We start from the raw sequence: 16,408 nt of genomic DNA on the forward strand, positions 1-16,408 counted from the left end.
AGCATGAGCAAACCGATCCAAATGGAAAAAGGCGTTAAATACCGCGACGCTGATAAGATGGCATTAATTCCTGTAAAAAATATGCCAGCCGCCGAACAAAAAGAAGTTTTGCGTAAGCCCGAGTGGATGAAAATTAAGCTGCCGAGTGATAGCCAACGCATCCAAGAGATCAAATCAGCAATGCGTAAAAATAATCTCCATTCGGTGTGTGAAGAAGCGTCTTGCCCTAACCTAGCAGAATGCTTTAACCACGGAACCGCCACCTTTATGATTTTAGGCGCCATCTGTACAAGACGGTGCCCATTTTGTGACGTTGCTCATGGACGGCCAAATGCCCCAGAGACAAACGAACCACAAAAACTGGCGCAAACCATTAAGGATATGAAGTTGAAATACGTGGTTATCACCTCAGTTGACCGTGATGACCTACGTGATGGTGGTGCCCAACATTTTGCCGACTGTAACCGTGAAATTCGAGCATTAAACCCAGAGATCCGTATCGAAACGTTAGTACCGGATTTTCGTGGCCGAATGGATATCGCCCTTGAACTACTCAAAGATAACCCACCGGATGTGTTTAACCACAACTTAGAAACCGCACCACGTCTATATCGTAAGGCGCGTCCTGGGGCAAACTATAAATGGTCACTGGAACTGTTGAAGAAATTCAAGCAACAACATCCAAGTATCCCTACCAAATCAGGCATCATGATGGGGCTTGGTGAAACAAAAGAAGAGATAGTGGAAGTATTGAAAGATCTTCGCGCTCACGACGTCACAATGCTGACTCTTGGTCAATATTTAGCACCGAGTCGCCATCACCTGCCAGTTGAACGCTACGTTCCACCGTCTGAATTTGACGAACTTAAAGAGATCGCACTAGAGCTTGGATTTACTCACGCCGCCTGTGGCCCGTTCGTACGTTCCTCCTATCATGCGGATATGCAAGCCAAAGGGCTAGAAGTGAAATAACCACACAGCACAAGTTCACTCAAGCCGATGTTCACTCATCGGTTTTTGAGACTCTGCTCGGTTAATGATTGAAGCTTGAATATTGATTCTATGTTCTATAGGCTAACGGCATAGAAAATAGATAACAAAGCTAGGGATTTATTAATATGAAAACGATCAGTACATTAGCACTTGTTACAGCCACTTTAATGGCCGGTTGTGCATCTAATACTCAGCAAGATAACTATCGTGAAGCCTCCTTTGAGCTTTGTAATACTGAAGTCAACATTTACTCTGTGAGTGATGATGGCCGCGTTCGTATTGTCTGCGCTGACGGCTCTAAGTTTGCCTTAAATAGCGAAAAGACACTTGATACTATGCGCAATATTAATATTGAGTATTGTGATGGTGAAGGTTTAGGCAAATTTAACGAGAGCACAAAATATTACTCTTTTCAATGTAAGTCAGGCACATTGCTCAGCATTGCAAAATAGTTCTGCAGAGCACATTCAACAGCGAGAGGCCACTCTTCTTATTGGTGCTCAATAAAATAAATAATGACCAAATAAAAAAGCTCCTGAATATTAGGAGCTTTTATTTTATTGTGCGTAACACTACGCGTATACAGGCAAACGCTTACAAATTTCTAACACTTTTGCCTTCGTTGCTTGAATCACAGATTCATCACCCATGTTGTCCAAAATATCACACATCCATCCAGCTAGTGCTTTCGCATCAGCTTCAGTAAAACCACGGCGAGTAATTGATGGAGAACCCACGCGGATGCCAGAGGTCACAAATGGGCTACGTGGATCATTCGGTACAGAGTTTTTGTTCACTGTAATGTTAGCCGCACCCAATGCCGCATCAGCATCTTTACCTGTAATATTTTTATCGATCAAATCGACAAGGAACAGGTGATTTTCTGTGGAACCTGAAACAATGTTGTAACCACGAGCCAAAAACTCGGCCACCATCGCTTTCGCATTGGCGACAACGCGTTTTTGATACTCTTTGAACTCTGGTTCTAGAGCTTCTTTGAACGCGACCGCTTTACCTGCGATAACGTGCATTAAAGGACCACCTTGACCACCAGGGAATACGGCTGAGTTAAGCTTCTTATATAAGTCTTCACCTGCATTCGAAAGAATAAGGCCACCACGAGGACCTGCCAGTGTTTTGTGGGTAGTGGTCGTCACTACGTGGGCATGAGGAACTGGGTTAGGGTAAACACCCGCCGCAATCAAACCAGCTACATGCGCCATATCAACAAACAAGTAAGCGCCCACTTTATCAGCAATTTCACGCATTCTTTTCCAGTCGCAAACTTGTGAATAAGCAGAGAAGCCACCGATGATCATTTTTGGCTGATGCTCAACCGCTAATGCTTCCATCTCTTCGTAATTAATTTGACCTTTTGCATCAATGCCATAAGGAATGATGTTGTACAGCTTACCGGAAAAGTTGACAGGAGAACCGTGAGTCAAATGACCACCGTGTGCCAAGCTCATTCCTAATACGGTATCACCTGCGTTAAGCAACGCCATATAAACCGCGTTGTTTGCTTGTGAGCCAGAATGCGGCTGCACGTTCGCATAGTCTGCGCCAAACAGTTCACACGCACGTTCAATCGCCAGTGTTTCTACTTTATCGACAAACTCACAACCACCGTAATAGCGTTTACCTGGGTAACCTTCAGCGTATTTATTGGTGAGCTGTGAACCTTGCGCTTCCATTACACGTGGACTTGTGTAGTTTTCCGAAGCGATAAGTTCAATGTGTTCTTCCTGACGAAGAGTCTCTTCTTGAATAGCTGCGAACAGGTCCGCATCGTAATCTGCGATGTTCATATCACGCTTAAGCATCTGTATCTCCTGACTCAGATTTTACTGAAAGTTTCAAAAAAACCACACAACGACCAAAAGCAAACGTTTTCGTCACCGTAATATGGCGCACATTCTACATAATTTGATCTGGGTCATAAAGAACAAATTACAGAAATTATCATGCAGTTTTTTCATAATGGATAGTGAGGTAACTCATGCTAAACAGTAAGTTGGATAATGATGAGTTAGTATGTCAACCATTCTGCTTTACACCTTGTAAAGCTGCAATTACATAGGTTTACCTCAATTTTCACTCTCTATCTACCGAAAATATTACTTTTTCTTTACTATGCTCGCCATTCTTAGCTATTAAAATTATTTATCGATGCGAACACACACACGTAAAGAAGATTGGGTTGCCATTTTAACGGGAACCTTTTTGGTCGCACAAGGCGTCTTCTTTCTCCAGTCCGCTCATTTACTGACAGGTGGAACCGCTGGTTTAGCACTGCTGATCAGCCAGTTAGTCCCAGCCTCATTTGGTAGCATTTATTTTTTGGCTAACACCCCTTTTTACATTTTGGCTTGGAAACGATTTGGTCATCGCTTTGCCATCAACAGCGCGCTATCCGGCGCACTAGTCTCTATTTTTGCGGACCATCTTTATTTGGTAATTTCTTTGGAAATGGTCAATGAAATTTACTGCGCCATTGCCGGGGGATTATTAATGGGTCTTGGCATGTTAATTCTCTTTCGTCACCGTTCCAGCTTGGGTGGCTTTAATATCTTGTGTTTATTTATTCAAGATAAATTTGGGATCCCTGTTGGCAAAAGTCAGTTGGTTATAGATTGCTCAATTTTAGCTGCTTCTGCCTTTTTTGTTTCGTTTTCCATTGCCACACTGTCTGTGCTCGGGGCTGTCTCACTTAACCTTGTGTTAGCAATGAATCATAAACCCACACGATATAGCGTGACTTACCCTTAAGCTGTCGCAATACCCATAAGATTAAGAAGAGATAAAAACACAACCAAATTTAGCCTTAATTCTTACACCGTAAATACCCTCCATTATTTTTATTTAAACATTAGCTAGCTCTTATATAAAGGTCCTCTAACAAGGTCACCACATTAAGTTAATGCAGTAATAGTAAGTGATTACATCACCTTATCCGACTCTCCGTACTCTATCTCAAATTGAAAAACCCAAAATACAGTCACCCATTCCATATATCACACATCGCGTCTTATTTTTGATGCACCTGATCAGTTGAAGTCGTCGGAGCTTAATATGAGAATGCACTGCTAAAAAATAATTATTATTCGTTACCTTAATAATTGAGCGGTTAGGAGCTTCTACAATGGGTGAAAGAGGAAGGATCCGTATTTCTAACTATCAAGGTAAATTTTTCTACCGCCTGATAGATTGCTTAGTAATACTGATCACAATGTATATTACACTAAAGTTTCACTCACATATCGTTACGATGTCTTATATATCTGTGGGACTTTTAGGGGTTATTTTTTATTCATTTATTGCTGAAAGCCTTGATATATACAGCGGTTGGCGAACCACAAAACTTAGAGTTTTAACTCTACACACTGCTTTTTGTTGGGCTTCAACTGTTGGCTGCTTAACTTTAGTTGGTTATTTCACAAAAACTGGAAGCGATTTCTCACGTTTAATTTTAGGTTTTTGGTTTGTCGGATCATTTATTTTATTACTGCTTTGGCGCTTCGTCGCATTTACAGTCATTTACTATCTACATAAAAAAGGTTATCACACCACTAAAGCTGTCATTATCGGCATGACACCGCAGGGCCTAGAACTATCGAAAAATCTCATCAATAACCCTGAGTTAGGTATTAAACTGACTGGCTTTTACGATGATAGGGGTGATGAACGTATCGCAAGCGATATTCCAGTGCTCGGTAAAGTTAATGATGCATTAACACTTGCCAAAAACGGTGAAGTAAAAAGTGTGTACATAGCACTACCAATGCAAGCCCAGCATCGAATCAGCAAGATTCTAGAGGCCTTTTCGGATAGCACAGTGAATACCTATATTGTGCCAGACTTTTTCACCTTCAATTTACTGCATTCGCGTTGGTATACCATCGGCGATGTTAATGCTTTTAGTATTTTTGACACACCGTTCAATGGGTTAGGTACGTGGCTAAAACGTTTTGAAGATTTAGTCTTAAGTAGTCTTATCTTGATTTTAATCAGTCCTGTCCTTATTGCAGTTGCAGTAGGCGTGAAACTCAGCTCACCAGGTCCCATTATTTTCAAACAGATGCGTTATGGGCTGGATGGAAAGTCTATCAAAGTATGGAAATTCAGAAGCATGCGTGCCATGGACAATGGGAACAAAGTGACGCAAGCAACAAAAAATGATCCCCGAGTGACTCCTTTTGGTGCGTTTATTCGAAAGACATCATTAGATGAGCTACCACAGTTTATTAATGTGCTACAAGGTCGAATGTCTATTGTCGGCCCTCGCCCTCATGCCGTAGCGCACAACGAAGAATATCGAACGATCGTTAACCGCTACATGCTGAGACATAAAGTAAAACCAGGAATTACTGGCTGGGCACAAATTAATGGCTGGCGTGGTGAAACCGATACGCTAGATAAAATGGAAAAACGTGTCCAATTTGATTTGGACTATATACACAGATGGTCGTTGTGGTTCGACATCAAAATCGTATTTCTCACCGTATTTAAAGGATTTGTAGGCAAGAATGCTTACTAGAATGGATAAAGCATACTCATATGAAAACAACTAATTTAAATAGAATCGCGTCCTTTGGTTTGGCTTTTTTTGCGTTATCAGCCGTACAAGCAAAACCGCAACCTAACCCAATTATGACTGAGTCAGGGATTGCTATTGTACCGTTTTTAAACTTATCAACGGGTTATAACGACAACTTAGCAAAAGCGTCACAAGATCTCGAACATTCCCAATATTCAGTGTTCGAACCAGGTATCGGTTTAGCAATAGAGCCGACAAGTGGCCAGAAACATCGCGTAGGTTATCGACTACAAAGAGGCGATTTTTTCAGCTCTAGCAAAGATAACTACACTGACCATTTCTTTGATTTAGCCAGTGACTGGGAGCTCAATTCCAAGCATCGAGTTGACTTCAGCTATGCTCTTGCATTAACTCATGAACAGCGTGGTGATAACGATACGACACTCAATTTGTCGTACAACGAATACAACACCAATAACTTCAACCTCGGTTACGGTTTTGGTGGTGAAGACGCCAAAGGTCGAATAGAAACCAACCTTGGCTGGGGCAATTTGGACTATAAAAACAACCAAAATATTACTCAATACCAAAATTGGGATGAATTACGATTCAACAGCTCTCTATACTATAAAGCGCTGCCAAAAACATCGTTGGTTTTCCAAATTATCGTTAATGATAGGCATTATAGTGATATAGCCCCAGGCTCAACTCTCAAAGACAGCACCCATTATATGGGATATGTTGGTACCTCGTGGGACGCAACAGGGAAACTGCAGGGAAATGCCAAGGTCGGTATGCAACATAAAGATTTTGAATCCTCTTCTAGGGAAGATTTCGACTCTTTTTCATGGGATATTGATGTCACTTATCTCATCCGCACATACTCTGCAGTGCAGTTGAAAACAAATCGTAAATCAACCGATACTGACGGTACAGGTGATTCAATCGATACCAAAGTGTATAACGCAAATTGGACACACAATTGGAGTGACATCATCTCTTCTAACGTCGATTATTCTCTATTAAGCGAGAATTACACCAGCACTGCTCGCGACGATGACACCAGTAAGGTAACACTTTCATTAAGCTACGATTTTCGTCGTTGGCTAACATTCAAAGTCGGCTACCAACTTGAATCGAGAGATTCCAGCATCAGTTCGTTAAGCTACGATCAAAATGTTTATTACTTTGCTATTGAAGGTGTGATGTAACTTACGATGAAGTACTTCTTAGTCATTCTATTGAGTTGTCTTTCCTGGTCAACATTGGCCAATGAGAGTTTTTATAAGTTAGGCGTTGGGGATCAAATTCGGATTCAAGTTTATGATGAACCAGAGTTATCTATTGAAACGCGTGTGGGTGACAGTGGTAACATTGATTACCCTTTTTTGGGACGAATTAAACTGAAAGGAAAAACGATTGAGGAAGTAAAAACTGCTATCCACAATGGTTTAATCGATGGGTATCTGGTTAACCCCAATGTTTTTGTCAGCATAGTCGAATATCGTCCCTATTTTATCAACGGACAAGTGAAAATATCCGGGAGTTATCCGTATCATCCGGGGTTAACCGTAAACAAAGCCATTACGATTGCGGGTGGATTCACTGAGCGAGCCTCTAAAACTAAGATCTATATATCATCAAGTGATGCTCCTGAGGCCAAGCCAGTAAAAGTAACATTGCTTCATAAAATTCAGCCTGGTGACATTCTCACCGTAGAAGAAAGCTTTTTTTAGGTAACTTAGTTGTATGGAAAACTCTTTAATTAAAAATCACTTGAACTCAGATGAAGTTATTGATATTCGTCAGTATTTTCATGTTCTTCTCAACTATAAATGGCGTATTCTACTTTTTTCTACAATGGTTACCGCCATCGCCGTATTGATTGCATTATCAATTCCTTCGCAATATACCGCTCGCGCCTCACTGATCATCGAATCGAAGCAAGCAAAAGCTGTTTCGATTGAAGACATCTATGGTTTAGATACCAAAAGCCAAGAATACTATTTGACTCAAATAGAGATCTTGAAATCAGACCGAGTCGCAGAGGAAGTCATTAAACGCCTTAACCTTGCCAGCCACCCAGAATTTGACCCTACTGTAGAAAATAATCAAAAAACTGGGTTTAAATTCGATGTATTGGAATGGTTTCCTGTTCTAAAATCGTTCAAGAAAGAGCCAGCGGAAATATCACAGGAAGACCAAAACTATCGGACTAGCCGATTGGTTCTGGCTAAGTTTAAGCGTGGGCTAGAAGTTAGCCCAATAAGAAAAACTCAACTAGTGAATATTTTCTACACCAGTAAAGACCCTAAATTATCGGCTCAAATTGCCAATGAGATTGGTAACGTCTTTATGGATAGTCATATCGAAGACAAACTTCAAGTTGAACTGAAGGCGAATAGCTGGCTCAACAACCGCATGGGTGATTTGCGCGAACAACTAAAAAAGTCAGAAGCTCAACTACAAACATTTTTAAAATCTGAAGGACTAGTTGATATCCAAGGCGTTGAAAGCCTAGCATCTCAAGAACTTGAAGAACTGACCTCTCAATTGAATAAAACGAGAGACAGACGCGTTGCAGCTGAGACTCTGTATTTGGTCGCTCAAACGTACAGCCGTCAAGATGGTGACCTCTCTGCCCTTGCATCTATCCCAGAGATCTCTAACCACCCGACGATACGAGATGTCAAATTGGCTGAAGTGCAAGCTGAAAAGAAAGTCTCGGAACTATCAAAACGTTATGGTGACAAACACCCAAAGCTAAAATCAGCTCAAGCCGAACTAGCCTCTGTTAAACGCAATTTAAATTCCGAACTAAAACAGCTACTAAACGGGATCAACAATGAGTTACAGGCTGCTAAGCAAGCAGAGAGTTCTTTACACAGGGAACTTGAGAAACGCAAATCAGAGTTTCAAAGCCTCTCCGTAAAAAATGCACGATATTCAGAGCTAAAGCGCGAAGTCCAAACAAACCGAGAGCTGTTTGATCTCTTTTTAAGTCGTCAAAAAGAGACCAGTGCATCGAGCGACTTTAATGCTACGATTGCTCGTTTTACCGATTTTGCCAATCCACCCCTAGCCCCAAGTAAGCCGAACCGTAAACTGATTGTATTATTAGCGTTCGTCGCTTCGTTTGGTTTGGCATGTGTTGTTGCTTTCATTGCTGATGCGGTAAACGATACATTCCTTGATGTAAAACAGGTCGAAAAACAGTTATCACTAAGCTTGCTCGGTATTATACCGGCAATTAAAACTCGAGGCCCCCTAACGCTAAAAACCTATTTTGATTCGAAACACCGAGAGCTAACAGAAGCGATTAGAACCGTTCGGACTGGTTATTTACTTGCCAACACCAACAAAGATCATCATGTGGTAATGGTTACTTCTTCACTACCAGAGGAAGGAAAAACAACCTCGAGTATCAATTTGGCTTTTTCACTGGCACAAATGGAAAAAACACTGCTGATTGACTGCGATTTGAGAAAACCGTCGGTTGCACACCGTTTTGGCATCTCTGGTTCACAGCCAGGAATGAGCAACTTGCTCATAGGTACGCATACCATAGAAGAGTGTCTCTATACCGATGAAGAATCAGGGCTTGATGTTTTGGCTGCAGGAGTCGTGACAGACAATCCTCTTGAACTTATCTCCTCGCCTAAGTTTGCCTCACTACTCGAAGAGCTAAAGACACGCTATAGCAGAATTGTGATTGATACACCTCCATGTTTAGCCGTTAGTGATGCATTTATGCTGTCGCAGTACGTGGACTCGACCATACTCGTGATCAATGCTCCACACACACGTACTAAAGTGGCTAGAGATGTGGTCGGACGCTTAACGCAGCAAGGAGCGAGAATTGATGGCGTCATATTGAACAAACTGAACACCAAAAAAGCCTCTAATTATAGCGGTTATCATCAATATCAATCCTATTACGGCCCAGAAAAATAACCATGAAGGTCGTGAATCACCCTTTTTTAGCCCATGCTTTGCGTTTGAGCATTGGGCTAACTGCACTCGTTACTCTCTATTTTGCATTTCATTTTTTGACGGCGTCCATTTACGCGCTAGCAACAGAAAGAAATATCGACTACTGGACAAAGCACAGTGATGGTGTAACTTTAGAGCAAGTGAATGAGACCAAACTCATGATACTAAAGGCCCTACAACACCACAGAGACCATCCTCATTACCATAATTTACTGGGTAAGGTCTATGAGTGGGAAGCCTATTTAGGCGATGATGTAGATAAAGAGAGCCGCTTGCTCAATGCAAAAAAGGCCTACTTGGAGAGTGCATTATTGAGACCCACTTGGTCAGACACATGGGCTGATTTATTGGTGATTGAAACTCAGTTGAAAGGGGAAAATATTGATCTCTATTTTGCGCAAGCCGACAGATATGGGCCTTTTACACCCAAAGTGAACAACACACTTTCCCAGATTGGCCTTAACCATTGGTCTATTTTTTCAGCGCCGCAGCGAACTATCATTATTGATCACGCCGCAAGAGCATTAGCTCATCCTCAAAGCCGAGGAGAAGCCTACCAGTATCTAAAATCAAACGGTCTCTTAAAATTTACCTGTGCAGCTATTATTTATAACCCTCAACGTTATACTGAGAAAAATAATCTCTGCAAGAGAGCGCTAGAGTGATCTCGATGATAAAACATTATTCAATAAACCGGCCTATCGCCTTGTTCATGTTAGCCTTGCTTTCTCTTGGTACGGCTTCGCTATCACTGGCAAAAACACTGAATATTCATGCTGAGATACCGGTATTTTTGGAAAAGTCACTCGGCGGTGATATTTATCTCCACTTTACACTTGCGCTATTCATTACCTTGGTTTTTATCCGAGTAATTTCCGCCACTCTTTCCCCTATACAGAGCATCTTTCTCGCCATAGTTATCGTCTCGACCTGTTGCGTAATTGATGAAAGTTTACAAATGTTATCGCGTTCACGATCATTCTCTTTGCTCGATTTAGGGGCAAGCTTACTTGGTATAACAATGGCCTCAATAATCTATTACGTTACTAGCAGACTTCAATCTTCAAACTTATGCTCCAAACTAAGACAACCTCGCGCATAAAAACGCCTTAAGAATGAGAATCGAACCCTTATTAACAGAAGTACGATATCACTGGATGTACTACTTCACTTATAATCATCGCAACAGTAAATCGTAGGCTTTTAGGACTTACCAATGAAAAAATCACTATGGATATTTTGGATTGCTATTTCAGCTTTGCTGGCTAGTTCAAGGTTATATGCCGAAACAGAAATTACTTGTTCACTTTATAAAAACCATAAAGTGGCCACAGACACAATAAGAGCCAGCCTAGAACAAGCAGACGATGCCATTATTTCTCTGCAAGCTTTAATGAAACTATGCCCAAGCATGGCACTGGAAATGGCGGACCTAGCGTCTACTCTACACCCACAACTAGCACTCGATATCTTCAATACGGTATTTGACCATATATCGAGTGACCAAGTCGCAGCTTTGACTGCAATACTCGTTAAAAATGCACCTCAAGAGATGCGTTCTGAAGTCATTCAGCTTGCTGTCACTAAATCACCAGAGTCAGCTCAAGCTATCGTTGATGCTGTTATTGCAATGGATTTAATGGACTCAACTGATGTGATTGTTGCTGCAATCTCCGGTGGCGCTGACCCAGCGACCATTACTGAACCGACAGCGGCAGGTACTCCATCGGCTTTACCTGGTGGCTTACCTCCAGTCGCAACGGTGCCAGGTAACACCACAACACTTGGAACCGGCAATGGCAGTGGTGGTGGTACCGCTTCACCAAACTGATCGTTTAATTCGATACTTTCATCCAGTTTAGGGCAGGTATATTCCTGCCCTTCTTAATTGATATTAATAGTATGCGTCTAATAGAAAAATCCATTTTCCCAATATTTCTCATTTTTATATTTTGGCTGCCCATACCTTTAGGTAGTAATCGCCCATTAGCATGGTCATTCAATGAAATCTGGATTGCATTGCTGCTTATTGCCTGTTTATTCAACTACTCTTTTGAGCACTGGAAAAACTGTCTGATAAAGGGAAAATTAGTCATCATTCCCATCGCACTTATCACTTGCTGGTCATTCATCCAAAGTATTCCACAACTTGGTATAACTCAGGATCCTAGTTTAGTCTTTGTCTCTGCAATCAAATCGCTCCACTATTTCCAGTTTTGTCTTATTGCTCTTGTCCTTATCGACACACCTAAAAAATTAAAACTTCTCGCAGTAGTCATGGTTAGCAGTGGAATTTGCCAAGGCTTTTACGCTGGCGTGATTTTGCTACTCAACCTAGATCATTCGATAATTTTCAAGCTGCCACTAGGAAATAGAGCCTCCGGAAGCTTTGTCTATCATAATCATCTGGCAAACTTCTTGATGCTGAATCTCTGCATTGGATTTGGCTTATTAATTGCAAAACTCGATAGCTCACATAAAACCGGATTTAGAAATATCACTAAACAGTTTTTAGCCGTGTTGCTGTCTGATAAAGCCTTTGTACGTTTAGGGCTCGTGATCATGGTGATTGCATTAGTCTTAACACGCTCAAGAATGGGAAATATGGCTTTCTTTATCGCCCTAACCGTAGGTTGTGTGCTGTTGCTATTGTTTTACAAGCCGAAACCCAAAAGTGTTTATGTGCTTATAATCAGTTTATTCATCATTGATACGTTCATCGTGAGCCAATGGTTTGGATTGGAGAAAGTCAAACAACGTCTTATTGAAACTAGCTTGGAAAGTGAATCAAGAGATGATGTTGTCAGATATTCCCTAGTTGCAATACAAGAAAGGCCTCTGACTGGCTTTGGGGCTGGTACTTTCTACTCCACTTTTCCTTCCTACAATCAAGGGAAAGTAAAACTGTTTTACGATCATGCTCATAATGACTACATCCAATTCACATTAGAATCAGGCCTTGTCATGGTTTCGATATTAGGTGTAATGATCTTAGTCGCCGCCCAACGCGCATTTTATGCGTTTAAAAACCGCAGAAATAGATTGATGAAAGGGATCGGATTATCATCCATGATGGCTATTATTGGTATGTTGATACACATGAGTGTTGATTTCCCACTTCAAGCTCCCGCAACAACACTTTATTTCTTGCTGTGTTTATTGATGGGACACTGGTCAAATTCAATGCCGAGTCTGGTCACTCGTTCAAAATATTCCTGATATATAAAAACGACTTTAAGTTGCAGGTAAACGAATGTATCCAACACCGCGCAGCTTCAAGTAGGAATGGTATACGTCCAAAACAATTCCTACTCCATATCTGGTTAATAAAAAATCCCTCGATTGTCTCGAGGGATTTTCAATTATTGAATTAAAACGATATCAATTAATCGAATACAAACTGCAAGCCTTCAACTAACCAACCACCAGTCCAAACATTAATCTGCTTGATGCGTTTACCTTGCGGCACAGTGTACGTTTCAACTTTTTTGTTGCTCGCATAGTGGGTTGAACCCAATAACACGCTAGAGCCATCCTTCATCGTGAACTTAATCGCCACTATGTGGTAACCACCCCAGTTATAAAGACCAGAGGTAACTTCCACGGATTGCAATTGATCAAGAGCAATCGGTGCTCTTAGCACACCACCGTTAGTACCTTGTACTGGGCCGCCCACCAAGTTATTGGCCGTCGTGCCGATCGCATCGATCGCAAAACCAGAACGCAGATACATCTGGTTATCCGCCGTCACGACACGTTGCGATTGCTGAGTATTTGAGTAACCAAAAATTGGAGACTCACCACCCACCGTTGCACGTAATGTACTCGAACGGTATGTATTATGGCTCAACCAACTTGGCTCAACAAAAGTAGGTAAAGTACCATCTTGATTGATGTTGGTCAGGTGGAAAGCGTGCTGGTTCCAAATACGAGTCGCATTCTTCCAAGGTTTTGCATTGTCCGCCGATTCATAAACAAACACACCATGGTTAACGACATAGTTTTTATCAAAATCATTAGCAACAACAATCAGCTCTGCATTATTGTCACCTTCCAGATCGACCACGATAGGATATTCCCAAAGTGTCGCCGTTGAGTGCGCTAACGAAGCACGTTCTTTACCCGTTTTGCCATCTAACACACGTACACGAGCATGGTCTTGCACGAGTACTTCATCGATACCATCATTATCAAAGTCATAGGCAGACACACCAATTTTGCCGCTGCCAGTATCATCGTTCGCAACAGACCAAACGCGCTCACCTTTGCTGTTATACATATCGACAGCGGCATAACCCGCGTAAACAATCCCTTTTACATCCAGATCATTGGTACCATTTAGCGTAGCTAACTCAAACTGAACACCGTCCAACAGCCAACCAGCGCTCCAAGCTTTAATGCCTTTAATACGACTACCTACTGGTACAGTAAAGCGCTCGGTTTGCTTGGAATAAGCATAGTTTTTAGAGCCCATAGAAATCACGCTACCGTTGCTCATTCTAAAATCGAGCGCCAATAAATGATAACCACCCCAATAGTATTTACCCCAAGTCAGATCAATCGCTTTAATATCTTTGACGTTAACTGCGGCATTAAGATTGCCTCCCGTACCACCGACTAAAGTCGAAGCAGAAGCACCAATCGCATCAATCGCGAATCCTGAACGAACAGAGATTTTACCATCGACCGCCAAAACAATAGAAGCAGGATTGCTATTAGGTTGATAACCGTAGATTTTTGAGAACTCAGTCGTTTCAACTGCTTGAGCTTTGCCTAAAAAGTTAGATACCGCCTGCACGCCACCGCCTGGATTGGCAGTATTGTTGATTTCCCACTTAATGGTGCCATCGTGTTCTAGCACAGCAAAACGTGCGTTATGCCCAGTTGATGCAGAAGCAGGAACTGAAGCGATAATCTCTGGCTCAGCATCATTATCTAGGTTAACCAGCGAAGAGAACCAAACTGCATCATTGGCATGATATTGCCAATTGATCGCGCCGTTATTTTGAAATAGAGTACCGCCTGAAAAGACTTCTTGTTGCTGATCGCCATCGACATCAACGTTGATCGATGACGGTGCCCAAGGGTGGTTAAAAATCAGCCCTGTGTGGTAGTTATACACACCATCTGCAGCCAGAATTTCGACGCTGCCATCATGGTCTAAATCAGCCAACGTGATATCACCAACAATACGCCAGCCACTTTCTGTGGTTGGGATCTGTTTTTTGATGTTGCCTTGGTTATCCAAAATCGTGATGAATTGATCGCGATTGTTGGTTGTAACAATTTCAACGATTCCGTCACCATCCAGATCGCCTACGGCAGGAGAATAACGCGCATCCGCGATCACACCACCATTCGCATAACTCCACAACTCAGAACCATCCACACCACTTAAAGCACGCACTAAACCGCCATTGGCATATTTGTTTCCTTCAAATGTCACTACGATCAAATCTGCGACATCTTTTTCATCAATCTTGCCATCGCCATTGTCATCATTCAGTTGCGCGGCAACCGGCGTAACCATCACTTGGTTAGAATTAGGTTGGAAAGCACTGCCTTGCCAAGACCACTTAAGCTTCATATTGAGTGCAGAGCTGTCACCTTCATAAGGAACAACACGCATTGAACGAGGCTTTGAGAAATCAAGAGTTTCGCCATTGTAGGCTGTGACTGCTCGCATCTGCTCATTTTGAGTATGACCACCAAATACCGCTAAACGGTTATAAGAGAGGTTATCCCAATCACTCAGCATGACACCTAAACCTTGTGGCGCTTCCACATCCACTTCATGAGCATAGATATAAGCAGGCAATGAGTAGCCTGAGCGCTCACCCTCTTTCAAACAGAAACGCTCACCCGTTTGGCGGCTAACGATACAAGCCTCAGGATAAGTTTCAGAAGCCAGCACTCGCATTGAGCGTGGTTTAGAAAAATCTAAATAAGCGCCGTTGTAGGCCTTAACATTCTTAAGATCTTCGTTGCCAGTATAACGATTGAACACAGCCAAACGGTTATAAGACAGGTTGTCCCAATCACTCAGCATGACAGAGACACCACTCGGAGCCTGTACATCGACTGGATGAGCATAAATCCAGCTAGGTAGGGAGTATCCCGAGCGCTCTCCTACATTCAAACAATATTTTTCGCCATTCAGGCGGCTGATAATACACCCTTCGGCTTCATTCGTTGTGGCTTGAGCCACGGTGCTACTTAGCGACAAAAGACTGACAGCAAGTGCAATATATTGAGACGTCATCTGTAAGACTCCCTTTACTTGGGGTTAATTTTTTCAAAGCCAGAAACGATATGCATCTGGTTGATTTTTTTGTAATTATTATTTTTCAAACCTAGGAACTGGTGAACTGGTATCGTGAATTGCCAATAAAAATCCGACGGAATTATCAATAAATGGAAGGGATATTTCAACACAGCACGCCTATTTTTACGCCTCACTAATGAGACATCTCAAAGTTGAGAAACGAACCGACTATAGTGAATATCTCTCTATTTTTTCAAGAAGCGTTTTATAGGTGCTGTTATACTTAAATCAATTAGATAAAGAGGGTGGTATCTTGCGTTACATATTTATTTCACTTATTTTAATCAGCCTAAGCCCAGCCATTATCGCTGAAGTCGTTTCTCATAATGTAATAGAATATGGTGCCATCGCAAATGATGGAGAGGATGATTCATCCGCATTTCAAAATGCACTGAATCAATTAAATGATAATAATGTACTAATTATTCCCTCTGGCGAATATCAGATTTGTAAAACCCTTTATTTAAAGGAAAAGAATAACATTGAAATTATTGGCTCCATACACAGTAAATTAAAGAAATGTAGTCCATTTAATGGTGAGTATTTACTCAGTATCATGT

13 protein-coding genes are annotated in these 16,408 nt (G+C 41.8%); 11 read left to right on the forward strand and 2 right to left on the reverse strand.

Going from position 1 to position 16,408, the window contains the following annotated elements:
- Positions 1–3 precede the first annotated feature (3 nt).
- Entirely contained in the window at positions 4–972 is a 969-nt protein-coding gene (gene lipA, locus AACQ42_RS03110) for a lipoyl synthase (protein WP_013857343.1), read from the forward strand.
- A gap of 146 nt (positions 973–1,118) precedes the next feature.
- Positions 1,119–1,445 (forward strand): hypothetical protein, encoded by a 327-nt coding sequence (locus AACQ42_RS03115; protein ID WP_013857344.1) that lies wholly within the window; start codon positions 1,119–1,121, stop codon positions 1,443–1,445.
- A gap of 120 nt (positions 1,446–1,565) precedes the next feature.
- On the opposite strand, the gene glyA is transcribed toward AACQ42_RS03115, so the two are convergent.
- Positions 1,566–2,816, reverse strand: a complete 1,251-nt coding sequence (gene glyA, locus AACQ42_RS03120; RefSeq protein WP_013857345.1) for a serine hydroxymethyltransferase — start codon at positions 2,814–2,816, stop codon at positions 1,566–1,568.
- 346 nt (positions 2,817–3,162) lie between these two features.
- Between glyA and AACQ42_RS03125 the strand changes: the two genes are divergently transcribed.
- From AACQ42_RS03125 to AACQ42_RS03160, 8 genes are all read left to right on the forward strand, one after another.
- Entirely contained in the window at positions 3,163–3,762 is a 600-nt protein-coding gene (locus tag AACQ42_RS03125) for a YitT family protein (protein WP_094165699.1), read from the forward strand.
- Between the two features lie 373 nt (positions 3,763–4,135).
- On the forward strand, positions 4,136–5,530 hold the full coding sequence (vpsL, locus tag AACQ42_RS03130; protein WP_069211921.1) for an exopolysaccharide biosynthesis glycosyltransferase VpsL: 1,395 nt from the start codon (positions 4,136–4,138) through the stop codon (positions 5,528–5,530).
- 20 nt (positions 5,531–5,550) lie between these two features.
- A complete protein-coding gene (locus AACQ42_RS03135; protein ID WP_013857349.1) occupies positions 5,551–6,741 on the forward strand; it encodes an outer membrane beta-barrel protein in 1,191 nt (396 codons plus the stop codon).
- A gap of 6 nt (positions 6,742–6,747) precedes the next feature.
- The gene (gene vpsN, locus AACQ42_RS03140) at positions 6,748–7,266 is read left to right on the forward strand and encodes an exopolysaccharide export protein VpsN (protein ID WP_017045832.1); all 519 of its coding nucleotides are present in this window, start codon (positions 6,748–6,750) and stop codon (positions 7,264–7,266) included.
- Between the two features lie 13 nt (positions 7,267–7,279).
- Positions 7,280–9,484: an exopolysaccharide regulatory tyrosine autokinase VpsO gene (gene vpsO, locus AACQ42_RS03145; protein WP_088721035.1), complete on the forward strand. Its 2,205-nt coding sequence runs from the start codon at positions 7,280–7,282 to the stop codon at positions 9,482–9,484.
- A 2-nt stretch (positions 9,485–9,486) separates the two neighbouring features.
- The gene (locus tag AACQ42_RS03150; protein ID WP_088728713.1) at positions 9,487–10,188 is read left to right on the forward strand and encodes a VpsP family polysaccharide biosynthesis protein; all 702 of its coding nucleotides are present in this window, start codon (positions 9,487–9,489) and stop codon (positions 10,186–10,188) included.
- A 551-nt stretch (positions 10,189–10,739) separates the two neighbouring features.
- Complete coding sequence (locus AACQ42_RS03155; RefSeq protein ID WP_013857353.1) at positions 10,740–11,354, forward strand: hypothetical protein; 615 nt, start codon at positions 10,740–10,742, stop codon at positions 11,352–11,354.
- A 71-nt stretch (positions 11,355–11,425) separates the two neighbouring features.
- Complete coding sequence (locus tag AACQ42_RS03160; RefSeq protein WP_047689561.1) at positions 11,426–12,742, forward strand: O-antigen ligase family protein; 1,317 nt, start codon at positions 11,426–11,428, stop codon at positions 12,740–12,742.
- A 166-nt stretch (positions 12,743–12,908) separates the two neighbouring features.
- On the opposite strand, the gene AACQ42_RS03165 is transcribed toward AACQ42_RS03160, so the two are convergent.
- The gene (locus AACQ42_RS03165) at positions 12,909–15,785 is read right to left on the reverse strand and encodes a beta-prism lectin domain-containing protein (RefSeq protein WP_094165700.1); all 2,877 of its coding nucleotides are present in this window, start codon (positions 15,783–15,785) and stop codon (positions 12,909–12,911) included.
- A 274-nt stretch (positions 15,786–16,059) separates the two neighbouring features.
- On the opposite strand from AACQ42_RS03165, the gene AACQ42_RS03170 reads away from it, so the two are divergent.
- The coding region (locus tag AACQ42_RS03170; protein WP_217898943.1) for a glycoside hydrolase family 55 protein at positions 16,060–16,408 on the forward strand (349 nt) is incomplete at its 3' end.

Source organism: Vibrio sp. V12_P9A6T4, from assembly GCF_963874835.1.
Taxonomy (GTDB): Bacteria; Pseudomonadota; Gammaproteobacteria; order Enterobacterales; family Vibrionaceae; genus Vibrio; species Vibrio anguillarum.